Origin of the sequence: Winogradskyella immobilis, from assembly GCF_021887715.1 — a bacterium.
Lineage (GTDB): Bacteria > Bacteroidota > Bacteroidia > Flavobacteriales > Flavobacteriaceae > Winogradskyella > Winogradskyella immobilis.
Genome location: NZ_JAIQXX010000002.1, coordinates 103,605 through 129,306 on the forward strand (window position 1 = coordinate 103,605; position 25,702 = coordinate 129,306).

The window sequence follows — 25,702 nt, forward strand, 5'->3', positions numbered from 1 at the left end:
AGATTTGGGGCAAAAAGGATGAACAGATGTTCATCCTTTTTCATTTTATTCTCACAAAAGTGAGAATCTATTTGTCTTAAAAACAGAAAAATAAAGCATAAAAAACCCAAGCTTTTAAGCTTGGGTTTTACTATTTAGAATATTTCTCTATGCTAATAAATTATTTAGCTTCGGCATATCTTCTTTCAACTTCATTCCAATTAATAACATTAAAAAATGCATTAATATAATCTGGTCTTCTATTTTGGTAGTTTAGGTAATATGCGTGCTCCCATACATCTAATCCTAATATTGGTGTGCCTCCGCAACCAACTCCAGACATTAAAGGATTGTCTTGATTTGGAGTAGAACATACTTCTACTTTTCCTCCTTTGTGTACACATAACCAAGCCCAACCTGATCCAAATTGTGTAGCTGCTGCTTTACTAAATGCTTCAATAAAAGCATCTTTTGATCCAAACTCAGCTTCAATAGCATCTTTTAATTCTCCAGAAAGATAACCTCTATCTTCAGGGTTCATAACATCCCAGAACAATGAATGGTTATAGAAACCTCCTCCGTTATTTCTAACTGCGTTATTGTTCATGTCTAAGTTTGTTAATATATCTTCAATAGATTTTCCTTCTAAATCCGTGCCTTCGACGGCAGCATTTAATTTTGTAGTATATCCGTTATGATGTTTAGAATGGTGGATTTCCATTGTACGTGCATCAATATTTGGTTCTAAAGCATCGTAAGCATATTTCAATTTCGGTAATTCAAAAGCCATAATCGTCTATTTTTAAAAGTTAAAAAATTAATTTTCACAAATTTACAATATTGATTGCAAGAAATTCTAAATTAATTATTAAGATTAGCTATTTTGGTATAAAATTTATCTGTTGCTAGATTCTTCATTTAAAATATACAATGCCTCAGCTGGGAGTGGAAAAACATTCACTCTTGCTAAATCTTATCTTAAACTTTTAATTGTTTCAAAATACTCAGAACAATTTAAGCATATACTAGCCCTTACATTTACTAACAAAGCTGTTGGCGAAATGAAAACTAGAATCATTGATATGCTAAGAGCTTTCTCAGATACAGACAGCCTTAAAAAACCTAATTCTATGTTTTTGGCAATTTGCGAAGAAATGTCTATTGAACCTAGAGTACTTCAAACAAAATCTAAGCAAGTTTTAAAACATATTATGCATAATTACGCTGCTTTTGATATTTCTACTATTGATGGATTTACTCACCGTATTATTAGAACTTTTGCTTTTGATCTTAAATTACCTGTAAACTTTGAAGTAGAATTAGACCAAGATCTATTACTGCATCAAGCTGTAGATCGTTTAATAGCTAAAGCAGGAAGTGATAAAGAACTCACAAAGACATTAGTTGATTTTGCTATTGAAAAAGCAGATGACGATAAAAGCTGGGATATTAGTTACGATTTTAATAAAATTTCTAAACTACTAGTTAATGAAAACGACTTATCTTATTTAAAGACGTTAAAAGATAAAACCTTTGACGATTTTAAAGTATTAAAACAAAATGTTTTAAAAAAACTAAAAGATTGTGAGCAGTCAATTGTATCGTCCTCTCAAAAAGTACTGCTATTAATTGAAGAAGCTGGGTTACAGTTTGATGATTTTAATAGAAAATCATTACCAAATCATTTTTTAAACCTTAGTAATAAACGCTTCGATATTAAAATGGATTCTGCTTGGCAAACTACTTTAATGGAAGGTGGTATCTTATACCCCAAAAGAGTTACTGAACATATTGCTTCTATAATTGAACAAATTCAAAATGACTTATCATTAGCTTTTATAGAAACTAAAGCACTAGTATTTCAACATCGATTTTTAAAATCCGTATATAAAAACATAACCCCTTTGTCTGTTTTAAATGCAATACAAAATGAATTGAAAGCCATAAAGGAAGATCAGAATATTCTTTTAATATCTGAGTTTAATACACTGATAAATAATGAAATTAAAAATCAACCAACACCATTTATATATGAACGTCTTGGTGAAAAGTTTCTTCATTATTTTATAGACGAGTTTCAGGACACTTCTACAATGCAATGGAGAAATTTATTGCCCCTATTAGATAACTCTATCTCTAGCACTAATGGTTCTGTAATGCTTGTTGGTGATGCTAAACAGGCCATTTACAGATGGCGCGGTGGACAAGCTGAGCAATTTATAAATCTATACAATAAAACAGAATCTCCATTTTATACAGAACCTATAATCTATAATTTAGATACTAACTATAGGAGCTCTGAAGCGATTATAAATTTTAACAATTCGTTTTTCAAATTTATTTCAAATCATTTTCTAAACGATAAAAACTACCAATTGCTTTATGAAAATTCTAAACAAAATACATTTAAACAGCATACTGGTTTTGTGGATCTTAATTTTTTAGAATTTAATAAAGATGATGATAAAGCACTATTGTATTCAGAAGAGACCTATAAAATCATTACCAAATGCTTAGATCTCAATTATAGCTTTAAGGAGATTACAGTTATTGTTAGAAAGAAAAAAGAAGGCATAGCAATTGCTAATTACCTAACTCAAAAAGGCATACCAATTATTTCTTCAGAAACCTTATTGATTAATAATTCTCCTAAAATTAAATTTATAAATCATATTCTATATCTATTATCTAATCCTAACGATAATTCTAAAAAAATAGCTGTTCTTAATTTTATTGCAGAACAAAAAAACATTGCTGATAAACACTCCTTTTTTAAAGCACTTATCGGTTTATCAATTACTGAAATCTTTAAACACTTAAGTCATTATAATATAAATATTAGTTATTCTAAATTATTGCAAATGCCAATTTATGAAGTGGTAGAATGTATTATTAGAAGTTTTTCTTTAGTTGATGTGTCTGACGCCTATATTCAGTTTTATTTAGATCTTGTTTTAGAGTTTAGTCAAAAACAAATTGCAGACATATTAGGTTTTTTAGATTATTTTGAAAAGAAAAAAGACAGTCTTAGTATTGCTATGCCTAGTGATAAAGATGCGGTATCTATAATGACAATCCATAAATCGAAAGGATTAGAGTTTCCTGTTGTTATTTTTCCTTTTGCTGATTTAGATATTTACAGAGAGTTAGAGCCCAAAGCTTGGTTTCCTTTAGATGCTGAACATTATAATGGTTTTGATTACGCTTTATTAAATTATAATAAAGATTTTGAAAATTATGGAGACACAGGTATTTCAATTTTTAACAAGCATCAATCCCAATTAGAGTTAGATAATATTAACCTCCTTTATGTTGCTTTGACAAGAGCAGTAGAACACCTATATATTATATCGAAAAAAGATATTTCATCAAAAGGGATCGTTAATGAAAAAACATATGCAGGTCTTTTAATTAATTATCTTAAAAATGAAAGTTTATGGAATGAGAATAAAAATAGTTTTGTTTTTGGATGCAATGATAAATTTTCTATAACAACTACCGAAAATGATACAACAGATTCATATCAATTTATATCTACATCAAAGGAGTCTCATAATCTCAAAATAATAACAAATTCTGGTACTATGTGGGACACCGATCAAGAAGAAGCTATTGAACGTGGCAATTTAGTTCACCTCATATTATCTAAAATTAATACCAGTCATGATATTGAATTTGTTTTAACTGATTTTATAAACTCTGGCGAAATTAAAGAAAGTGATGCTTCAAAGCTAAAAAAGAGTATTACTAACATTATCACTCATCCTGATTTAAAAAATTACTATACTGATAGTTATACCATATATAATGAACAAGATATTATAACTACTAATGGTAACATAATAAGGCCCGATCGTTTAGTCATTAAAGATAACCAAGCTATTATTATAGATTACAAAACAGGAGCAGAAGATATAAAACACAAATCTCAACTAGATAATTATACTTCTGTTATTAATAATATGGGTTATAACGTTCTAAAAAAAATACTAGTTTATATCAATCATTCTGTTAAAATAGTTCAAGTATAATATTAACTTTGTAATCCTAATTTTTATAAAATCAAACTGATGTACGGATCAATAAAAGAACATTTACAAACCGAAATAGAAAATATTAAAGAAGCAGGTCTTTTTAAAGAGGAACGCATTATTACATCGCCTCAAGATGCTGAAATTACATTAAACACAGGAGAAACTGTTTTAAATTTTTGTGCAAATAATTATTTGGGATTGTCTTCGCATCCAGACGTTATACAAGCTGCTAAAGATGCCATGGACACGCATGGTTTTGGCATGTCTTCTGTTCGTTTCATCTGTGGTACACAAAACATACATAAAGAATTAGAACAAAAAATCGCAGATTTTTACGGAACAGAAGATACCATATTATATGCTGCTGCTTTTGATGCTAATGGTGGTGTATTTGAACCTTTATTAGGAAAAGAAGATGCTATCATATCAGATTCTTTAAACCATGCTTCTATTATTGATGGTGTACGATTATGTAAGGCTGCTAGATACCGCTATCAAAACAGTAATATGGCAGATTTGGAAGCGCAATTAATAGAGGCTAATAAAAATGGGGCGCGACATAAAATCATAGTAACAGACGGTGTTTTTTCAATGGATGGCCTAGTAGCTCCATTAGATAAAATTTGTGATTTAGCGGATAAATATGATGCTATGGTAATGATTGATGAATGTCATGCTGCAGGTTTTATAGGAGAAACAGGTATAGGTACATTAGAAGCTAAGGGAGTTTTAGGCCGTATAGATATTATTACAGGCACGTTAGGAAAAGCACTTGGTGGTGCTATGGGAGGTTATACAACCGCTAAAAAAGAAATTATAGAAATTTTAAGGCAACGTTCTCGTCCTTATCTATTTTCTAATTCATTGGCTCCAGCAATTGTTGGAGCATCTATTAAAGTATTTGATATGCTTTCTAACGATACATCTTTAAGAGATCAATTAGAAGAGAACACCAATTATTTTAAAACAGGGTTAAAAAAAGCTGGCTTTGATGTTATTGATGGAGATTCTGCTATTGTTCCTGTAATGCTGTACGATGCTAAATTATCTCAAATTATGGCAAATATGCTATTAGAAGAAGGTATATATGTTATTGGTTTTTTCTTTCCAGTAGTTCCTAAAGATAAAGCCAGAATTAGAGTACAGTTGTCTGCAGCACATAAAAAAGAACATTTAGATAAGGCCATTTCAGCTTTTATTAAAGTGGGTCAAAAACTAGAAATTATATAAAGTTATTTAGAAAGTCTTTATTTTAGGGCGTTGTATCAATATTTTTATATATTTGTCTTTGTTAATAATATTTAACAACTTACATTTGCTAACAATTAACACTTAAAAATTAAATTATTTAGAATATGAAAAATCTTAGCAGATTATTTTTAGTAGCTGTGCTTTTAATAGGTTTCAGTAACGCAAATGCTCAGGATGCAAACAATCCGTGGGCTTTCGGTCTTGGTATAAACGCAGTCGATTTCTTTCCAGTAGGCGAAGATGCACCTCAAGGAGATTTATTTGAAGAATTTTTCAACGCCAATGATCATTGGAATACAATATCATTTTTATCTAGAATAACTATTTCTAGGTATTTAGATGAAGGATTTACATTAACTGTTGCAGGAGCATTAAACGAAATTGATGACTTCGGATCTTTCCCTGGACCAAATGGAGATGTGCCAAACAGAGTAGATAATCTAACATACTATTCGGTAGATGGTACTATTAGTTATAGCTTTAAAGATCTTATTAATTCTAACAAAATTGACCCTTATTTAGGAGTTGGTGGTGGTTACACTTGGGTAGATAATATTGGTGCAGGTACTCTAAACGGAACCTTAGGTTTTAACTATTGGATATCTGAGAGTGTTGCATTCAATTTGCAAACATCTTATAAAAATTCTTTTGAAGATTTCTTAGCTGATCATTTCCAACACTCAGCTGGTCTTAGATTTAATTTTGGTGGTTCTGACACAGATGGTGATGGTATATATGATAAAGATGATGCGTGTCCAGAAGAAGCTGGTTTAGAAGCTTTCAACGGTTGTCCAGATTCTGACAATGATGGTATTCAAGATTCTAAAGATGATTGTCCTAGTACTGCTGGTTTAGCTGAATTTAATGGTTGCCCAGATACTGATGGTGATGGTGTTATGGATAAAGATGATCAATGTGCTAACACTCCTGGATTAAAATCTTTAGGTGGATGTCCAGATGCTGATGGTGATGGTATTAAAGATGGTGACGATAAATGTCCTAACGAATCAGGTCCTTCTGCTAACGGTGGATGCCCATGGCCAGATTCTGATGGTGATGGTGTATTAGACAAAGATGATAACTGTAAAGATGTTGCTGGTACAGTAGCTAATAATGGTTGTCCAGAAGTAACTAAAGAAATTCAAGATACTTTAAATAGCTATGCTAAAACAATCTTATTTGACACAGGCAAATCTTCAATTAAAGATGAATCTGCAAAAGTATTAGCAGATATCATTGCAATCTTAAACAAGTACCCAACTGCTAAGTTTACTGTTGAAGGTCATACTGATAGTGTAGGTTCTGAAAAAAGTAACCAATCTTTATCTGAATCAAGAGCATTGTCTGTAAAAGATTATTTAGTTGCTAATGGTGTTGATGCATTTAGATTAAGCTCAAGAGGTTTTGGTGAGTCTAAACCAATTGCTGATAACAAAACTAGAGCTGGTAGAACAGAAAACAGAAGAGTTGAAATTAACTTAGCTAACTAGTTAGTAGTTTAAACTCATAAAATATATAAAAACGCTTCGGGTTTCCGAAGCGTTTTTTATTTTTATATAATGACAACTTTCATTGAAGAAGTTTTACATGATTTAAAAAAGAAAAATACTGATTTTTCAAAATTAGTTTTTATTCTTCCTAGTAAAAGAGCTGGTGTTTTTCTAAAATATCAATTGACAAAGATTAATGATAAAACTATTTTTGCGCCTCAAATTATAAGTATAGAAGAATTTGTAGAAGATTTATCACAACTTAAAAATCTATCAAATTCAGAGTTACTTTTTCATTTCTATAATACATACAAACTATTAACCCCTGAAAAAGATTTAGAATCTTTTGCTTCCTTTTCTAAATGGGGTCAAATATTACTTCAAGACTTTAACGAAATTGATCGCTATCTTATAGCACAAAATCAAATTTTCGATTATTTAAATGCCATACAAGAATTAAATCATTGGTCATTACAAAACGAGAAAACAGAATTTGTTACTAATTATCTCAATTTCTGGAATAAATTAAAAACTTATTATTATCAATTTACTAGTAACTTACTAAATGAAGGTATTGGTTATCAAGGCTTAATTTACAGGGAGGCTGTTGAAAATATTGAATCTTATATACAAAACACAAATAAGCATCATGTTTTTTTAGGGTTTAATGCTTTAAATTCTTCTGAAGAACGCATCATACAAGAATTTTTACAACAAGGATTAGCCTCTATATATTGGGATATAGATTCACATTTTATAAATGATGACTTACACGATGCAGGATTGTTTACAAGACAACATAGAACCAATTGGTCTCATTATAAAACCCACAGTTTTAAATGGATTTCGTCAAACTATGATTCTTCCAAAAATATAAAGATTATTGGTTGTCCAAAATCCGTAGGTCAAGCTAAATATGTTGGAGAAATATTAGCAAAACTATCTAAAAATGATCCTAATCTCAGACAAACAGCTGTCGTTCTAGGCGAAGAAGAATTATTACTACCTATTTTAAATTCTATTCCAAAAACCATAAACACATTAAATGTTACCATGGGTTTTCCGCTTAAATCCATACCATTAGCATCATTATTTGAACAATTGTTCTCTCTTCATAAAAAAAACAATACTTCTTTTTATTATAAAGATATTTTAAAAATACTATCTCATCAAATGGTTCAACCGTTGCTTAAAGGTTCAAATACCATTATAAAATACATTCAAGAAAATAACATAGTTTATCTCACTGCCAAAGATTTAAAAGCATTAACTAAAGATTATAAAGCTGTTATTGTATTACTTTTTGAAAATTGGACAACTAACATTCAAAGTTTATTAAATACATGCTCTAAAATTATTTTTAAAATTAAAAGTGAGCTAGATAATGATAAGTCGAATAATCAATTAGAGTTAGAATATTTATATCGTTTCAATCTATTATTTAACGAATTAAACCATTTAAATACTAAATACAATTATTTAACAGATATTGAATCCTTGCATGCGGTATATAAAGAGCTTTTAAGTTCAGAAACATTAGATTTTAAAGGCGAACCTTTAGATGGTTTACAAATTATGGGAATGTTAGAATCTCGTGTTTTAGATTTTGAAACTGTAATTATAACATCTGTTAACGAAGGTATTTTGCCCTCAGGAAAAAGCAACAATTCATTTATTCCCTTTGAGGTAAAATTAAATAATAACCTTCCTACGTATAAAGAGAAAGATGCTGTATACACTTACCATTTTTATAGGTTATTGCAACGTGCAAAAAATGTGTACATCATCTACAATACAGAAGTTGATGCTTTAAAAGGCGGAGAAAAAAGTCGTTTTATTACGCAATTAGAAATTGAAGGTATTCATAAGTTAAAACACACTATTGTTTCACCTAATGTTCCTGTAATAGAGAAAACATTAACTACTGTTATAAAGAATAAAGATATTGTTGAACGTATTAAAATAATTGCTAAAAAAGGGTTTTCACCATCTTCTCTAGCTAATTACATAAGAAACCCCATTGATTTTTATTTTGAAAAAATATTAGGTATTAAAGAAACTGAAGATGTTGAAGAAACAGTCGCAGCAAATACATTAGGCTCAGTAATACATAACACGCTTGAAGATTTCTATAAACCTCTTGAAGGTCAGCAATTAACAACTGATCTCATAAAAAAGATGCAATCTCAATGTACTGAACGCGTTCGTTTTCACTTTTCAGATATCTATAAAAAAGGAGATATAGAAAAAGGTAAAAACCTCATTATATTTGAAATTGCAAAACGCTATATCTCTAATTTCTTAAACAAAGAAATAGAAGTTTTAAAGGCCGGTAATACCATTAAAATTATTGCTATTGAAGTTGAAAATACTATTGAAATTAACATTCCAAATATAGATTTTCCAATCAATCTTACGGGTAAAGTAGATCGTGTAGATGAGTTAAATGGAGTTACTCGTATTATAGATTACAAGTCTGGTAAAGTAGAGCAAAACAAAGTTGAAGTTGTGGACTGGGAAGCTATTACTACAGATTACGACAAATACAGCAAATCATTTCAGATATTGATGTACGCCTATATGATGTATAAACAAAATAACATACAATTACCTGTTGAGGCAGGAATTATATCATTTAAAAATTTAAAACAAGGGTTCTTAAAATTCGGAAAAAAAGAATCCCCATCAAGTAGGACTAAAGAACAATCAATCACAGAAACAACTATTGAAGCTTTTGAAATTGAACTTAAAAAACTTATAACTGAGATCTGTGATATCAATACAGATTTTATAGAAAAAGAATTAGACTAATGCATATTGAGAAAAATATTATTATCTCTAGAGATAAAAAAAAATCTATTCTTGCAGACATATATCAATCTAAAACAGAAACAGCAACTCCAATTGTTATATTCTGTCATGGATATAAAGGTTTTAAAGATTGGGGCGCTTGGCATTTAATGTTAGAAGCTATTTCAAAATCTAAATTTTGTTGCGTAACATTCAACTTTTCTCATAATGGAGGTACAATTGAAAACCCTATTGATTTTCCAGATTTAGAAGCTTTTGGAAATAATAATTACACTAAAGAATTAGGTGATTTAAATGATGTTATCGATTGGGTTCAACAACGTTTTATAGATGATGTATCTATTAATGAAAATGAGATTTATCTCATTGGTCATAGTCGTGGTGGAGGCATTGTATCTATTAAAACCGAAGAAGATTCTCGTATTAAAAAAGTAATCTCATTAGCTGGTGTTTGTGATTATAAGTCTCGTTTTATAGAAGGTGATGCTTTAGATAAATGGAAAAAAGACGGCGTTTATTATGTTGTAAATGGACGTACAAAACAGCAAATGCCGCACTACTATCAGTTTTACACAGATTTTATTTTAAATGAAGAGCGATTAAACATACAACGTGCAGTAACTCATCTAAAAATTCCACATTTAATTATTCATGGGTCTAATGACACATCTGTCACTATGGATAATGCTAAAAACCTTCATGTATGGAACCCAAAAAGTAAATTGGTTATTATTGAAAATGCAGATCATGTTTTTAACACCAAGCATCCTTGGAAATTAAATGTCATGTCTAAAGAACTCCAGCATGTTGTAGATTCTACAATTCAATTTTTTAAGTCTTAAAAATCTGTGGAGAAGATGGATTCGAACCCACGACCTCTTGACTGCCAGTCAAGCGCTCTAGCCTCCCGATAGCTATCGGGATGAGACATCCCCATTTTATTTTAAACCTCTTAATACTAATACAGGGATGGTTGTACTATGGAAATCTTTCTTTAAAATGGTATTGTCTTCCCATAGTTTACTAAAGAAGCCTCTTTTACGTCTAACCACACACAACAAATCAGGATTGTACGTTCTATAATGTTCTAAAACACCTTGAAATGTGGTAACCGCATCTTCATGATTGATATTTGTGACCATTTCTGACAACTCTTCATTAACTTTAAAATCACCCTCTTTATGATTTGGTGTTTTTACTAATAACAAATTAACGATAGACTTAAATTGGCTTTTAATATTAACTAATGGTATTAAAGCTCCTTCTTTTTTTATAATTGCTGATTTTAATGCCATTAAAACAGAAACTACTGGTTTGTAGACATAGCCTTCAGGCACAATTAAAGCAGGGATTTGTGTTTGCTTTACAATTTTTCCTGAGGTTTTGCCAAGGTAAACTTCTTCCTTTATAGAATTTGTCCTAGGTTCTAAAACAATTAAATCTATTTTTAAAGCTTTACAGGCCAATTCTAAAGTATCTACCAACTTTCCTTTAAATACTTTAGTAACTACCTCAACTCCTTTTTTATCTATTGAAGCAACATGCTCTTCTAAAAAAGCCTGACTTTCTCGCTCTAAAATATAATCTATCTTAATCATCGTTCCTGCTTTGGTATAAACATTATATATTTGAACAACGTATACTTTAGCACCAAATGCTTTTGCAAAATCTATAGCATATTGTAAATGCGATTTTGCGTTTTTTGAAGAGCCGACAGGGACTAAAATGTTTTTCATATTACAACGATTTAAAACAAAAATACATATAATATATGATTCGGAAAGCGGTAATAACTGATATTGATTCAATATTATCAATTACAAAAGCTTGTACAAAAACAATGATTGAAAATAATATTTTTCAATGGAATGCATTTTATCCCTCCAAATCAACGTTTATTAATGATATTAATCGTAATGAGTTATATACTATAGAAAAAGAGAATGTAATTATAGGTTGTGTTGTTATTTCTACGCTTATTGATGAAGAATATAAACCTGTTAAATGGCTTACAGAAAACGGATCTCATATTTACATTCATCGTTTAGCTATTCATCCAAATTTTCAAAAAAAAGGCTATGCACAGCAACTTATGGATTTTGCTGAAAGTTATACAAAAGATCAGCATTATACTTCAATACGGTTAGATACATTTTCGCAGAATAGAGGCAATCAAAAATTTTATGAAAAACGAGGTTATCAAAAATTAGAGTGTATTCATTACCCAAAGCAGAGTATGCATCCGTTTTATTGCTATGAGTTAATACTATGAGTAATTCTATATCCTTAAAAAATATAAATAAACTTGCTATACCGGCATTAATAGCTGGTGTATCAGAACCTATATTGTCGTTAACAGACGTAGCTATTGTTGGCAACATAGAAAATAATGCTACAGAATCATTAGCGGCTGTTGGTATTGTCTCTACTTTTTTATCTATGTTGATTTGGGTTTTAGGACAAACGCGCAGTGCTATCTCTTCAATAATATCTCAATATTTAGGAGCTGACAAATTAGATGCTGTTAAAAATCTACCTGCACAAGCTATATTTTTAATTACATCATTGAGTATTTTAATTATTCTAATTACGTATCCATTTGCAATACAAATATTCAAGCTCTATAATGCATCAAATCTTATTTTAGATTATAGTGTCGATTATTATCATATTCGTGTTTTTGGATTTCCTTTTACCTTATTTTCTATTGCTGTATTTGGTACATTTAGAGGTTTACAAAACACCTATTATCCAATGATTATTGCTATTATTGGAGCTATTGCTAATATTATTTTTGATGTCATTTTAGTTTATGGAATTGAAGGGTATATTCCTGCATTTCAAATTAAAGGGGCTGCCTACGCAAGTGTCATAGCCCAACTTTTAATGGCTTTATGTTCAGCTTATTATTTGTTAAAGAAAACAGATATTCCGCTTTGGGTACGTTTTCCATTTAATAAGGAAATTAAGCGTTTTACAATAATGATTTTAAATCTTTTTATTAGAACCCTTGCTTTAAATACCACGCTTTATTTCGCTACAAGTTATGCTGCAAAATATGGCACAACCTATATAGCTGCATATACTATTGCTATAAATTTATGGTTTTTAGGAGCTTTTTTAATTGATGGTTATGCAAGTGCTGGAAATATTTTAGGAGGCAAACTTTTAGGTGCTAAACAATATAAAACACTTGTAAGTCTCAGCAACAAACTTATAAAATATGGTATAATCGTTGGTTTATTATTAGGTAGTATAGGTGCTCTTTTTTATTATCCTATTGGGCGTATATTTACCAACGATATTGATGTTCTAAACACGTTCTACAATGCCTTTTGGTTAGTATTGGCTATGCAACCGCTTTGTGCTCTAGCATTTATATTTGACGGAGTGTTTAAAGGCCTTGGTAGAATGGCTGATTTAAGAAATATTTTGTTGTTTTCTACCTTTATAATCTTCATTCCGGCATTACTTTTATTTGATTATTTAGGCTATAAGCTCATCGGTATTTTTATTGCTTTTACGCTATGGATAATTGCTCGCGGAATCCCTTTAATTATAAAATTTAGAAAAACATACAAACCACTGGCGCAAAACGCTTAAATTTGATGAAATAAAAATATATAGAATGGACATTCTTAGTTTTTTTAGCGGTAACGGTTTATTTCTCATACTAGGTCTAGTGCTTATTATTGTTTATTTTGTAAACCGAAATAAAAGACGTTAATGAGTAATATTCGTATCACTAAACAGTTTTCTTTTGAAACGGGTCATGCACTCTATGGTTATGACGGCAAATGCAAAAATGTTCATGGACATAGCTATCGGTTAGATGTTACTGTTATTGGTAATCCAATTACAGATACAACCAATGTTAAGTTTGGTATGGTTATCGATTTTGGCGATCTTAAAACCATTGTAAAGCAAGAAATTGTAGATGTTTTTGATCATGCAACGGTATTTAATAAAAATACACCTCATGTAGAATTAGCTAGAGAACTAGAGAAAAGAGGTCACAACGTCTTATTGGTCGACTATCAGCCTACTAGTGAAATGATGGTTATTGATTTTGCTCAAAAAATAAAGAAACATTTACCTTCAAATATTAAATTACATTCTTTAAAACTACAAGAAACGGCAACATCATTTGCAGAATGGTACGCTAGTGATAATGAATGATATTCCTCACATATCTATTCCTAACGGGAAAAAAATTTACTTTGCTTCAGACAATCATCTTGGAGCTCCTACTGCTGAAGCTTCTCGTCCTCGAGAAAAAAAGTTTGTTGCTTGGTTAGACGAAATTAAAACAGATGCTGCTGCTATTTTTTTGTTAGGTGATTTATTTGATTTTTGGTTTGAATACAGAACTGTTGTCCCAAAAGGCTTTACGCGTACACTTGGTAAACTTGCAGAAATCAGTGACTCTGGCATACCAGTTCATTATTTTGTTGGTAATCACGATTTATGGATGAACGGTTATTTTGAAGAAGAATTAGGTATTCCTGTATACCATAAACCACAAGAATTTACTTTTGAAATGGTTGCTGAGCGAAGCCGAAGTACATTTTTTATCGGACATGGAGATGGATTAGGGCCTGGAGATAAAGGTTATAAACGCATGAAAAAAGTGTTTTTAAGTCCTTTTTTTAAAGGGTTATTTAGATGGGGTCACCCAGATATAGGGATGCGAATTGCACAATACTTTTCTGTAAAAAACAAATTAATCTCTGGTGATGATGATGCTACATTTTTAGGAGAAGAGAATGAATGGCTTGCTATTTATAGTAGAAAAAAATTAGAGGAAAAACATCGTGATTATTTTGTGTTTGGCCACAGGCACTTGCCTTTAGAGATTCAGCTCAACAAACAATCTAAATATATAAATCTAGGAGATTGGATTCAGTACTACACTTATGGTATTTTTGATGGTAGTACATTTATTTTAGAAAAATTTCAGTAAATTCATATCCATGAAGTTACATTACTTAAGCTTAATTTTAGGGTTGATATCATGCAAACCTTATTCAAACATCGTAAAAGACAGTTAGCAAATGACTTATTCTCAATTTAGATCAAAACAAAACACATTTACCTCAAAAGATGGTAATATAAAATATCTAGATCAAGGACAAGGAAATGTTATTGTTCTACTTCACGGAGTACCAACATCGGGTTGGTTATATCGGCATATGATTGATGATCTCTCTAAAAATTATCGTGTTATTGCACCAGACATGTTAGGTTTTGGTTCTAGTGATTCCCCAAAAGGTTATGATATTTATTCAGAAGAACAACATGCCGATCGACTTATTGCTCTAATGGATCATTTAAATATTGAAAACTGGACGCATGTTATGCATGATGCTGGTGGTCTTTGGACCTGGGAACTTTTTAAAAAGCAACCTCATCGTATAGAAAAACTCATTGTCTTAAACACCATTATTTATGAAGAAGGCTTCGATCCTCCTATTCGTTTTAAACCTGGTTTAATGGCGCGTACTGCAATGTGGAGTTATAGAAATGGTATTACTACAAATATGATGCTTAAAGGTTTATTTAAATCTGGAATGACCCAAAATACTTTAAGCAAAATTGATATAGAAGGTTATAGAAGACCGCTTCTTGAAAATAAAACTAGGGCCATGTACTATTTCTTTTCGCAGACTTGCAATAATTTAGATAATTACCAATCTGTTATTAAAAGCATTGATATTCCTGTAACTGTGATTTGGGGAGAAAACGATTCGTTTTTAAAATGGATGTCTCAGCAAGAGAAGGTGATTAATGATTTAAAAATTGCTAAAGGAAACATTCATTTACTTAAAGCAAGGCACTTTATTCAAGAAGAGCAACCTAATATTATTACTAAAATTATCTTAGATTTCTAATCAAAAGTATTTTGATTAGAAAATAAACTAAGTTTTACTCTTTCAAATCATCACTCATATGTTTAAATATTGTTTCTTGTAGTTTATTAAAAATAATGGGTTTTGTTATAAAATCATGCATTCCATTTGCAAGTGATTTTGCTCTATCTTCAGGAAATGCACTTGCTGTTACAGCTATTATAGGTAATGGGTTTTCTTGATATTTTGGTAATTTCTTTATTTCTGAAACCGAAGTAAAACCATCCATAACAGGCATATGCAAGTCCATAAATATTAGATCGTATTCATGCTCTTTAAAAAGAGTCAATGCTTCTAATCCATTTGTGGCGACATCTGCCTCTATATTTAACCGTTTAAGAAAATTAACAATTACTTTTTGATTTATTAAATTATCTTCAGCAATAATTGCCTTGCTGCGATTATAATCTGTTGGCACCTTTAAATGATTAAGCTCTTTTTCTATTAGTCCAACTTTATTCGTATCTATCTTTAATGGAACTTCAAAGTAAAAACAACATCCCTTTTTAGGATTGTTCACAATACCTAAACTACCTTTCATTATTTTAATAATCTGATAAGCAATTGTTAATCCAATACCTGTGCCTCCATATTTGCGCGTGTTCGTATGATCTATTTGCTCAAAAGCGCTTAATATGTTTTTTGCTTTGTCTTCATCTATCCCAATACCTGTATCTGTTATTTTAAATCTTACGTTTTGTATATCATCTTCTTTACTAATAAGTTCTGCCTTTAATGTTACACTTCTGATATCTGTAAATTTAATTGCGTTGTCTAAAAGATTAATCAATACTTGCTGAATACGTATATTATCACCTAATATGTTATTTTCGATTGCAGGGTCGAAAGAAAAATTAAGTTTAATATTCTTATCGAGAGATCTGTATTCAAAAAGACGTACTAATTTATTAAGTTCTCTTTTTATGTTAAGTGGATCTGCATTTAAAACAAATATCCCTGTCTGTAATTTTGAGTGATCTAATATCATATCGACCAACCCGATAAGATGATCTGCACTATTTTCAGCAATCTCCATATATGCTATTTGTTGAGCACTTAAATCTTGGGATTTTATTAAATTAAGCATGCCAATGACTCCATTAAGAGGAGAGCGAATTTCGTGACTCATATTAGCCAAAAATTGAGATTTGAGCTCTGATGTTTTTTTAACTTTCTCAGTTGTTTCTTCTAATTCTCTAATGTTTATTTCAAACTCTTCTTTTAATGAATCGTATTTATTACCAAAATTGAATACCTCTTTAATATTTGCTTTTTTATAGTATTTATTACCTTTTAAAATAATAATAGCAAAAACTACTGATAATATAATTATGACAACATAAAGTATTTGTCTTAACATATTCATATAATGAGTATTCTTCTCTAAAATATTTTGATAATTAGATGCACTCGTACTCTCCTTTAGATGTATAATATTTTCTATTGATTCCCTAGAGCCTATCCAAAAACCACCAATTATAAAAGCAACAAAACCAGTTATTAATATAATTCTTGCTAGCGTTTTATTTTCGGATTTAAGTACTCTATATATATAAATATAACTAGCAAAGTATAAAGGCAACCCTATTGTACTTAAAAAGAGAATAGTCGTTAAATTATTAAGAGACTTGAACTTAAAAAAACTATAATTATTCGGGTGTTCTAAAATACTATTTGAATAATACAAAAGATATTCCCCTGCAAATATCAAACTGACAAAGCCTAATAAGCCTATGAGACCTATAATTTTTGTTAATCTCATTCTGTAGTAGATTTGGTTTACTTATGGTTTTGTCGATAAACATTAACATAACTTTCACAATTTCTATAATGTCCATCAATTACATGGCAATGCAACTAGCAATGTTATTAAAGGTAAGTTTAGTAAGTAATGTAATACTAAGAATTGATTTCTTCTTTTTCGTGAGCTTCGATATCTTGTTGCAAATCGAGTTCTCGAAGTGGTTTATTTTTAACACCTATTATAGCAACAATAATAAGAGTTGCTGTACCACCAAGCATTACTGCTAAAGGAGCTCCAAAAATACGAGCCGCAATACCACTCTCAAGAGCTCCAAGTTCGTTAGATGATCCAACAAACATAGAATTCACTGCGCCAACACGACCTCTCATATGATCTGGAGTTTTGAGTTGAAGTATCGTTTGACGTACAACCATAGAAATGCCATCAAAAACACCTGAGAAAAACAAGGCTAAAACACTAAGCCACATCAATTTTGAAGCTCCAAAAATGATCATACAAATCCCAAATCCAAAAACTGAAATCAGCAGTTTCTTTCCTGTATTTTTTGTAATGGGTATATAGGTTGTGGCTAACATAGTAATTATACTACCAGAAGATAATGCTGCATTTAGTATTCCAAAACCTTTTGGTCCTGCATCTAAAATATCTTTTGCAAATACAGCAAATATTGCTACTGCACCACCAAACAAAACCGCAATCATATCTAAGGTTAATGCCCCTAAAATAACTTTGTCATTAAACACAAAACGAAGCCCAGCTTTAAGACTTTCTTTTACCGATTCATTAGAATTTTTGTTTAAAACTGGTTTTTTGCCTATCTGAAAAACCAATAATAATGCTATCATTATCAGTAAAAAGATGATGCCCAATGTAGAATTTACACCAATCCAAGCAATTAAAAATCCGCCACATAGAGCTCCAAAAACATTAGCACCTTTCCAAGTACTGCTGCTCCATGTTGCGGCATTAGGATATATTCTCTTAGGAACAAGTAGTGCTATAAGTGAAAAGATTGTTGGACCGAAAAAAGCCCTTAATACTCCTCCAAAAAATACTAACCCATAAATTCCATATAAAATAGTAGTCGTCTCCCAAGAGGATTCAACTTTGCTAGTAGTTAGCCAAAACAATCCAAAACTTATTAAAGAAAAAAGCGCAATGCAAAGGGTAAATAAGTTTCGTTTTTCTTTTTTATCAACAATATGCCCTGCAAAAGGCGCAAGAAAAAAAGCAGGTAAAAACTCACAAAGGCCTATAATTCCGAGCGAAAGTGGATCTTTTGTTAAGGCATAAACTTGCCACTCAATAACAACAAACTGCATAGACCAACCAAAAACCAATGCAAAACGCACTAATAAAAAGATGTTAAATTCTTTAATGCGTAATGCCGCGTATGGATCGTTTTTTGCCAATGTTAGTCGTCTATTATTTTAAACTCAACACGTCTATTTTGTTGTCGTCCTTGTTCTGTTTCATTACCTGAAATTGATTTGGAGCTTCCAAATCCAAAGGATTTTATTCTTGCTTTATCTAGACCTTGTAAAATTAAATAATCTGCTACAGCTTTAGCGCGTTGATGAGATAATTCTTCATTCCTTTTTTGAGTGCCAATATTATCTGTATGTCCATAAATTTCAATAGATAAATCTAAATTATTATTTAAGTACTGATATAATTGATTTAACTCTTTAACGGAAATATCTAATAATTCAGCTTTATCAAAATTAAAGAGTACATTTTTAAAAATATAAACTGTATTTGTTTTAATGACTTCTGGTGTAGGTCTTTCTTCAATAGCTTCTGGTTCTTTAACTTCTTCTTTCTTTAGAAGTTCAACACTAATGTTATCTATGTAGTAATAAGAGAACTGATGTTTAACTTTTGTTGTCCTTAAAAGCTCTCGCTTTGTTGTCTTGTTATTTGGTTTAAAGTTTCCTATTGTAAAGTAATTTTCAAAACCATTGGCTGTAAATTCAGTTGAAATCTCTATCCAATTTACCTTGTCGTCATAAAAGGATTTAGATGCTATATCATTAAGTTGAAATTCTCCTTTAGTATATTTATTTGGCTTTATATATTTTTTACTGATATGTCGATATACATTATAATTACTGCTTTTACTAGTTAAAATTGAATTATTATTTTCTGATTTCAGTTTTACAAAACCTAACAGGTTTTCTGTAAATAAAACACTTATAGTTTTTAATGTGTGGGTCGATTTATCTGCCAAACTGATGTGGAATTTTATTCTATATCTTTTCCCGGCTTCTAGCTGTTTTGTAAAACGCCCTTGAATATACTCTCTATAATCATCTGGAGAAAACAAATAAAACCCCGCATAAGTATGTCCGTCTTTAGGACTCTGATAGCCATTATAATTGTTTATACCAACACTTTTACTACATGTACTGAAAAAATCTGTAGTTCCTAAATTTGGTGTTGACCAATAATTGACATTGCCTGAGAATTTCCCTATTATCCATGGGCACTTATTATAGTCTTCAAAACTTGGATTACTGACTAAATTTTGAGAATATATTATTTGCGCCCCGATAATAGTTAAAAAAATAAGTAACGTAAATTTATGCATAGTCTCTTAACGAAACACTAATCGTTTTAGTCTTTAATGTCCTTTAGTTTTAATTGCAAACTGGTATTTCCGTTCCAATGATTTTCTTCAATAGCATAAGCGGCACTAAAAGATTTTCTATTTGTTATTAGGTCTAGTTTATCGCCTAAACCAAAGCCAATACCTACAATTTTATCTGAATTTGATTGCGTCGTCGTTAAACGCAAATGCGATTTATCTTCTCCAACACATTTTCCATAACCAGTGTCTTTAACATTCTGTGTCATAAATACTGGAGACATATTTCTTGGTCCAAAAGGTGCAAATTGTTTGATAATTCGCATTAATTTATTATTGACTTGATTTAGGTTGATCTCCATATCAATTTTAAGTTCTGGAGTTAACAATTTTGGGTCAATAGTTTCTTTAACTACAGTTTCAAACTTAGCTTTAAAGGTTTCATAATTTTCTGGTAACAAGGTTAATCCTGCAGCATATTTATGTCCTCCAAATTGTTCTATGTATTCTGAGCAAGCTTCTAAAGCATTATAGACATCAAAACCTGAAACCGACCTTGCTGAAGCTGCTAATTTATCACCACTTTTTGTAAACACTAAAGTTGGCCGATAATAAGTTTCTATTAAACGTGACGCCACAATACCTATAACCCCTTTATGCCAATCTTCTTGATAAACAACTGTTGTATATTGGTCTTGTTCATTATCTTTCTCTATATGTAACAACGCTTCTTTCGTTATCCGTTTATCTGTTTCTCTCCGATCTGTATTATACTGATCTATATCCACAGCGTATGTAGCCGCTAAATTGAAATCGGTTTCTGTAAGTAACGTTACAGCGTGGTTACCATGCTTCATTCTTCCGGCAGCATTAATCCTTGGCGCTATTATAAAAACAACATCGGTAATGGTAAGTTCTTCTTTTTTTACCTCAGCAATAATAGCTTTCATACCTGGTCTTGGATTGGTATTAATCACTTGTAATCCAAAATAAGCTAATGCTCTGTTCTCACCAACAATAGGTACTATATCAGCGCCAATTGCAGTGGCCACCAAATCTAGGTACTCTACTAAATCTTCTGGGGTTTGTCCATCTTTTGATGCTAAAGCTGAGATCAGTTTAAAACCAACTCCGCAACCACATAGTTCTTTAAATGGGTACTTGCAATCATTCCGTTTAGGATCTAAAACAGCAATTGCGCTTGGTATTTTATCTCCAGGTCTATGATGGTCGCAGATAATAAAATCGATTCCCTTTTCTTGAGCATAAGCAATCTTTTCTATAGCCTTTATACCACAGTCTAAAGCTATAATTAAAGAGAAATCATTGTCGTGAGCAAAATCAATACCTTGGTAAGACACACCATAACCTTCGTCATATCGATCGGGAATGTAGGTGGCTACAGCTTCTGTTTTTGTTTTTAAATACGACGCCATTAAAGCTACTGATGTAGTACCATCGACATCGTAATCCCCATAAACTAATATGTTTTCACTATTAGCTATTGCAGTTTCAATACGCGCTACCGCTTTATCCATATCTTTCATTAAAAATGGATCGTGCAATTCATTAAAACTCGGTCTAAAAAATATTTTTGCGGATTCGTATGTATCTATGTCACGTTGTAATAATAGCGTCGCCACTACATCATCTACCTGAAGCGTTTTTTTTAGAGCTTCAACTTTTGAAATTTCAGGTTTTGGTTTTAGCGTCCAACGCATGTATTAAATAAGATGTCTAATTAATTTTAAAGAATAATAAATCCAAACAAATATAATGATAACGAATATTTTCTTAAATAGACAATTAATGGCTATAAAGAATATACGATTCTGCCTAAAGTAAGAAACATCCTTTTTTATTAGTAAATTTAGGTTTATTACGTCAAACCAAAATAAACACAAATTAATGCTATAGTGTCAAAAAAACCATGCACAGCTATAACAAACCACAAATCGTATTTACGTAAGTAAAATATCAATGCTAAAAGTGCACCTACAATACCAGTAACAAGTTGACCGGTAATACCTTGATAACTGTGCATGAATCCAAAAAAACACGCAAGTAAGACAATATTAAGTACTATGCTGACTTTGCTTTCTCCAAAGAATTTTACAAATTGGCGCATAAAATACCCACGGAAGATAATTTCTTCTCCAAATCCAGCCGTAGCCCAAACGACTACTAAGGCAATTAAACAGGCAGGAAGATTGCCTTTTAATTCATCAAAAGCGGAGTAATCTATAGGCGCATCTGTGAGCATTGTAATTCCAGGGACCAATAGAAAAACATAAAATGCAAAGAGTCCTAATGCAAGTAATGGCGCAAATAAAAATATATTTTTGAATGTGAATTTTTCACGTTGAAAACCAAGTGCTGCAAATGGTTTTCCTTTATATTCTATATAATTGGCTATAATGATGAGTATAGAAATTAGGATATTCTCTATGTAGCTGATACGGATGGGACCAAACCATAAAAATAAGATGATTGCTATGGTAATTAATGGAATTAATACTTGTCTCAAAGTGATTTTGTTCATTTTTTTAGATTGTAAATTCTAAACGAAGTAATGAACTAAATCTCTGAAAACCCTTTTAAATGCTTATGTTTTTACTGAGTGGTCGTAAATTTATAACTGAATAGTCAGCATCTTTTATTGAAACCAATCTAAAAATGCTTTTCGTTTGTAACGACTGATATTGATGACACCAATGGCATCGTTTTTAAAGGACGATTTTAACAGAATATTTAGCTTCCCATTTTCTATCTTTTCAATTTGATCTACAGCATCTTTGTGAACGATAATTTTTCGATTGGCTCTAAAAAATAATTGGTCATTAATTTTTTCTTCTAGCTCATTCAATGTAAAATCGGTGTTAATTGTTTTGCCATCATTCTGAACCGTATACACAATTTTGTTTTCGCTATAAAAACATGCAATGTTCTCATAGGTAAGCTTTGTTATTTTTGCACCACTCTCTATAGTGATTTCAGCATCTTTTATGGATAATTTATATAAATCATATATGTCTAGTGCATACCATAAACCTATGAAAATAAAACATAATAATAAAGTAATTAGTAAACCAATTAATATATAATAGAACTTTATTTGTCCATTAGAAACTAATTCTACAATAATATTTACAGGAATATATATTATTGTAATATATCCTAAAGTAGAAGCCATAAACTTTACGATAGTAGCAGTTTCTATTTTTCTATAGAAATACTTTTTCTTATAAAATTTAAAATTAAGATCTGCTATAATTCCAATTAGAATCGAAAAAACAATAGTAAACAGAAAACCTTCTATCGGGAATCTATAGGATTTGCTATCTATAAAATTATCACTAGTTGCTATATGATTTACAACTAAAGAGAAAATGATTAATATAATTACTTTCTGAAACCAACGTCTTTCAGAATTACCTATAAATCTATGCCATATTGTTTTTGTTGTACTCTTGGTTGGCTGTTTAGTACTCATGGATTAGAAACTCTTTTTTTATCAGATTCAAAATTAAAAAATAATTCCTCTATAGAATTTTCACCAAGAATATTGCTATCAAGTATTTATGGCAGCTATCTTAATAATTAAGGCTTAATTTAAATCTTCTGTTTCAAATTTAAATGTAGTATATCCTAAAATAAGATGTTCTGTATGTGTGTTTGCAGCATTATATGCACCTGCTTTTAAGTAATAACCATTAGAAATACTAGTATCATTTACCCAATCGGTTGTAGCATCTGGTTGAAAAGATTGATCTAGAATTATAGTGTTGTTTTGCATTACTGTAATATGCGCATAACCTCCACTTTTTTCTAAAATAACTTTTAACGGAAATTGATTATAATCAACACCATTTAAAAATGGATAATCCACTTTGTTAAATGTCGTTTGATTAGAACTTACTTCTGGGTCTTTACGGATTACTGTTTCTAGTTTATTATCATGAAGTTCTAGTCTAAAAAATGGCTTGTTAGAATTGCCTCCTCTATTATGAACTTGCGCAATTGTAAAACCATCATCTGGGACATCATAATATACAGCTTCAAATTCCATTTTTGAATATGATGTTAATGGGCCTTCTGAAATTTGCTTAAACTCTGCACGTCTACCTTTTTCTTGTTGGCATTCAAGGTTTAATTCAACCAAATCATCTTCCATATAAAAATAAGGGTCATTAGGCAAGGTGTTTTCAAAAACATTAACTAATGCATCTTCGTCAGTATCGCAAGGTGGACTATCACAACCGCCTGTATTCCAACTGTGCTCAATAACCAAATTTTCATTAAATACAAAACGAGAATTTAAAACCTCACTATTATCTGGTTCTGTATCCTCATCATTATCATCAAAATCATCTTCTAGAGATTGCTCATTTGATGTTCTATCTTCAGAAGAACAATTCTCAACAGTTAAAAATAAAACCCCGAAAATAATCAGGTATTTAATTATGTGCGTTAACTTCATTCTATAATATAGTTATATAACTGATTGTAAAACTATAAAATTTTTATCTAAACTATTTTACTCGTTATTATGCAAATGTACACTTGTTGTAACCTCTGCAAAGCGCCTAAACATTTCCATCACTCCGCAGTATTTTTCAATAGATAAATCTACAGCTTTATTAATCTTAGATGCATTTAAATCTGAACCGTAGAAGTGATACTTCACGTCTACTTTATGGTAATATTTTGGGTGTTCGTCTGTTAATTCTCCGAACACTTCCATTTTAAAATCTTCTGGTGAGGCTTTCATTTTCTTTAGCACAGATACCACATCTAACCCAGAACAACCTGCTAAAGATGATAACATCATTGCTTTAGGGCCAAGACCTTCGTCATTACCACCGCTAGCTTTTCCTGCGTCCATTAATACTGTGTGATTGCCTTCTCTAGGATTGTCAGATTCAAATAACATATTTCCTTTCCAATCTACAGTCACTTTATCTGCCATAAGTGTATTTGTTTTAAATTAAAAAATATAGAACCTGCATAAAGTTAAATTTACTAAAATCGTCATTAAGTATTTTAGGCAATTTGCGCATTTGGCACTATCTTGTTGCCTCAAAAATACTATTTATAACCTTAAAAAAATATTAAAATGGCATTAGTAACACCATTATCTGCAGATCATGATTTAGAAACTAAAGAATTGGCTGAATTCTTTAATGAAACACTTGGGTTTTGTCCTAATTCTGTATTAACCATGCAACGTCGACCTGCTATATCTAAAGCTTTTATTAATTTAAACAAAGCCGTTATGGCTAATGAAGGTCGTGTCACTTCTGCTTTAAAACGTATGATTGCTTGGGTAAGTAGTAATGCCACAGGATGTCGTTATTGTCAGGCACATGCTATTAGAGCTGCAGAACGTTATGGTGCTGAGCAAGAACAGTTAGACAATATTTGGGAATACAAAACGCATTCTGCATTCTCTGAAGCAGAGCGTGTAGCTTTAGATTTTAGTTTAGCAGCTACTTTGGTGCCAAATTCGGTTGATGCAGATCTTAAAAAACGATTATATGAGCACTGGAACGAAGGAGAAATTGTGGAAATGCTTGGTGTGATTTCTTTATTTGGTTACCTAAATCGTTGGAATGATAGTATGGGAACCGATATTGAAGATGGTGCTGTTGAAAGTGGAAATCAATACTTAGGAAAACACGGTTATAATGTTGGAAAACATGATGGGTCAAAATACTAGATCGCTTCACTTTTAGACCATAGGCAGCCTCTTTGAGGCTTTTAGATAAATTAGATTAACCTTACCAGAAATGGTGAGGTTTTTTGTGAAAATTTTCATCGTATCTAATAAAATAAGCTCTTCTACGTCCAAAGCACTTTTAAAATAAATCAACCTA

At 30.9% G+C, this 25,702-nt stretch carries 21 protein-coding genes; 11 read left to right on the plus strand and 10 right to left on the minus strand.

The window, feature by feature from the left end; all coding sequences use genetic code 11:
* Nucleotides 1-160: 160 nt before the first annotated feature.
* On the minus strand, nucleotides 161-769 hold the full coding sequence (locus K8Z87_RS02010) for a superoxide dismutase (RefSeq protein WP_227475803.1): 609 nt from the start codon (nucleotides 767-769) through the stop codon (nucleotides 161-163).
* A gap of 112 nt (nucleotides 770-881) precedes the next feature.
* Between K8Z87_RS02010 and K8Z87_RS02015 the strand changes: the two genes are divergently transcribed.
* The 5 genes from K8Z87_RS02015 (at nucleotide 882) to K8Z87_RS02035 (ending at nucleotide 10,407) form a co-directional block, all read left to right on the plus strand.
* Nucleotides 882-4,010 carry a UvrD-helicase domain-containing protein gene (locus K8Z87_RS02015; RefSeq protein WP_227475804.1) on the plus strand — a complete coding sequence of 1,043 codons (3,129 nt, stop codon included), beginning with the start codon at nucleotides 882-884 and terminating at the stop codon, nucleotides 4,008-4,010.
* Nucleotides 4,011-4,049: 39 nt separating this feature from the next.
* Nucleotides 4,050-5,243 (plus strand): glycine C-acetyltransferase, encoded by a 1,194-nt coding sequence (kbl, locus tag K8Z87_RS02020; RefSeq protein ID WP_227475805.1) that lies wholly within the window; start codon nucleotides 4,050-4,052, stop codon nucleotides 5,241-5,243.
* Between the two features lie 125 nt (nucleotides 5,244-5,368).
* Nucleotides 5,369-6,754, plus strand: coding sequence for an OmpA family protein (locus tag K8Z87_RS02025; protein ID WP_227475806.1), 1,386 nt, complete (start codon nucleotides 5,369-5,371; stop codon nucleotides 6,752-6,754).
* Nucleotides 6,755-6,823: 69 nt separating this feature from the next.
* Complete coding sequence (locus tag K8Z87_RS02030) at nucleotides 6,824-9,565, plus strand: PD-(D/E)XK nuclease family protein (protein WP_227475807.1); 2,742 nt, start codon at nucleotides 6,824-6,826, stop codon at nucleotides 9,563-9,565.
* Nucleotides 9,565-10,407: an alpha/beta hydrolase family protein gene (locus K8Z87_RS02035; RefSeq protein ID WP_227475808.1), complete on the plus strand. Its 843-nt coding sequence runs from the start codon at nucleotides 9,565-9,567 to the stop codon at nucleotides 10,405-10,407. The genes K8Z87_RS02030 and K8Z87_RS02035 overlap by 1 nt, the downstream gene beginning before the upstream one ends.
* 96 nt (nucleotides 10,408-10,503) lie before the next feature.
* Here K8Z87_RS02035 and K8Z87_RS02040 read toward each other — a convergent pair whose 3' ends face one another.
* Nucleotides 10,504-11,301, minus strand: coding sequence for a universal stress protein (locus K8Z87_RS02040; protein WP_227475809.1), 798 nt, complete (start codon nucleotides 11,299-11,301; stop codon nucleotides 10,504-10,506).
* 35 nt (nucleotides 11,302-11,336) lie between these two features.
* Here K8Z87_RS02040 and K8Z87_RS02045 point away from each other — a divergent pair, with 35 nt between their 5' ends.
* The 5 genes from K8Z87_RS02045 (at nucleotide 11,337) to K8Z87_RS02065 (ending at nucleotide 15,456) form a co-directional block, all read left to right on the plus strand.
* Nucleotides 11,337-11,837 carry a GNAT family N-acetyltransferase gene (locus K8Z87_RS02045; RefSeq protein WP_227475810.1) on the plus strand — a complete coding sequence of 167 codons (501 nt, stop codon included), beginning with the start codon at nucleotides 11,337-11,339 and terminating at the stop codon, nucleotides 11,835-11,837.
* Nucleotides 11,834-13,168 (plus strand): MATE family efflux transporter, encoded by a 1,335-nt coding sequence (locus K8Z87_RS02050; RefSeq protein ID WP_227475811.1) that lies wholly within the window; start codon nucleotides 11,834-11,836, stop codon nucleotides 13,166-13,168. The genes K8Z87_RS02045 and K8Z87_RS02050 overlap by 4 nt, the downstream gene beginning before the upstream one ends.
* 123 nt (nucleotides 13,169-13,291) lie before the next feature.
* On the plus strand, nucleotides 13,292-13,744 hold the full coding sequence (locus K8Z87_RS02055) for a 6-pyruvoyl trahydropterin synthase family protein (RefSeq protein ID WP_227475812.1): 453 nt from the start codon (nucleotides 13,292-13,294) through the stop codon (nucleotides 13,742-13,744).
* A gap of 10 nt (nucleotides 13,745-13,754) precedes the next feature.
* The gene (locus K8Z87_RS02060) at nucleotides 13,755-14,528 is read left to right on the plus strand and encodes a UDP-2,3-diacylglucosamine diphosphatase (RefSeq protein ID WP_227475975.1); all 774 of its coding nucleotides are present in this window, start codon (nucleotides 13,755-13,757) and stop codon (nucleotides 14,526-14,528) included.
* A 91-nt stretch (nucleotides 14,529-14,619) separates the two neighbouring features.
* A complete protein-coding gene (locus tag K8Z87_RS02065; protein ID WP_227475813.1) occupies nucleotides 14,620-15,456 on the plus strand; it encodes an alpha/beta fold hydrolase in 837 nt (278 codons plus the stop codon).
* A 34-nt stretch (nucleotides 15,457-15,490) separates the two neighbouring features.
* Here K8Z87_RS02065 and K8Z87_RS02070 read toward each other — a convergent pair whose 3' ends face one another.
* The 8 genes from K8Z87_RS02070 to K8Z87_RS02105 all read right to left on the minus strand — a co-directional run bounded on the left by K8Z87_RS02070 (nucleotide 15,491) and on the right by K8Z87_RS02105 (nucleotide 24,795).
* Complete coding sequence (locus K8Z87_RS02070) at nucleotides 15,491-17,236, minus strand: DUF6796 family protein (RefSeq protein ID WP_227475814.1); 1,746 nt, start codon at nucleotides 17,234-17,236, stop codon at nucleotides 15,491-15,493.
* Between the two features lie 137 nt (nucleotides 17,237-17,373).
* Nucleotides 17,374-18,651 (minus strand): MFS transporter, encoded by a 1,278-nt coding sequence (locus K8Z87_RS02075; protein ID WP_227475815.1) that lies wholly within the window; start codon nucleotides 18,649-18,651, stop codon nucleotides 17,374-17,376.
* A 2-nt stretch (nucleotides 18,652-18,653) separates the two neighbouring features.
* On the minus strand, nucleotides 18,654-19,829 hold the full coding sequence (locus K8Z87_RS02080) for an OmpA family protein (RefSeq protein ID WP_227475816.1): 1,176 nt from the start codon (nucleotides 19,827-19,829) through the stop codon (nucleotides 18,654-18,656).
* Between the two features lie 26 nt (nucleotides 19,830-19,855).
* Nucleotides 19,856-21,547, minus strand: coding sequence for a single-stranded-DNA-specific exonuclease RecJ (gene recJ / locus K8Z87_RS02085; RefSeq protein ID WP_227475817.1), 1,692 nt, complete (start codon nucleotides 21,545-21,547; stop codon nucleotides 19,856-19,858).
* A gap of 158 nt (nucleotides 21,548-21,705) precedes the next feature.
* The gene (locus tag K8Z87_RS02090; RefSeq protein WP_227475818.1) at nucleotides 21,706-22,368 is read right to left on the minus strand and encodes a CPBP family intramembrane glutamic endopeptidase; all 663 of its coding nucleotides are present in this window, start codon (nucleotides 22,366-22,368) and stop codon (nucleotides 21,706-21,708) included.
* A gap of 114 nt (nucleotides 22,369-22,482) precedes the next feature.
* Entirely contained in the window at nucleotides 22,483-23,319 is an 837-nt protein-coding gene (locus K8Z87_RS02095; protein ID WP_227475819.1) for a LytR/AlgR family response regulator transcription factor, read from the minus strand.
* A gap of 114 nt (nucleotides 23,320-23,433) precedes the next feature.
* The gene (locus K8Z87_RS02100) at nucleotides 23,434-24,306 is read right to left on the minus strand and encodes a polysaccharide lyase family 7 protein (RefSeq protein WP_227475820.1); all 873 of its coding nucleotides are present in this window, start codon (nucleotides 24,304-24,306) and stop codon (nucleotides 23,434-23,436) included.
* A gap of 57 nt (nucleotides 24,307-24,363) precedes the next feature.
* Nucleotides 24,364-24,795, minus strand: a complete 432-nt coding sequence (locus tag K8Z87_RS02105) for an OsmC family protein (protein WP_227475821.1) — start codon at nucleotides 24,793-24,795, stop codon at nucleotides 24,364-24,366.
* A 147-nt stretch (nucleotides 24,796-24,942) separates the two neighbouring features.
* On the opposite strand from K8Z87_RS02105, the gene K8Z87_RS02110 reads away from it, so the two are divergent.
* The gene (locus tag K8Z87_RS02110; RefSeq protein ID WP_227475822.1) at nucleotides 24,943-25,545 is read left to right on the plus strand and encodes a carboxymuconolactone decarboxylase family protein; all 603 of its coding nucleotides are present in this window, start codon (nucleotides 24,943-24,945) and stop codon (nucleotides 25,543-25,545) included.
* Nucleotides 25,546-25,702: the final 157 nt, after the last annotated feature.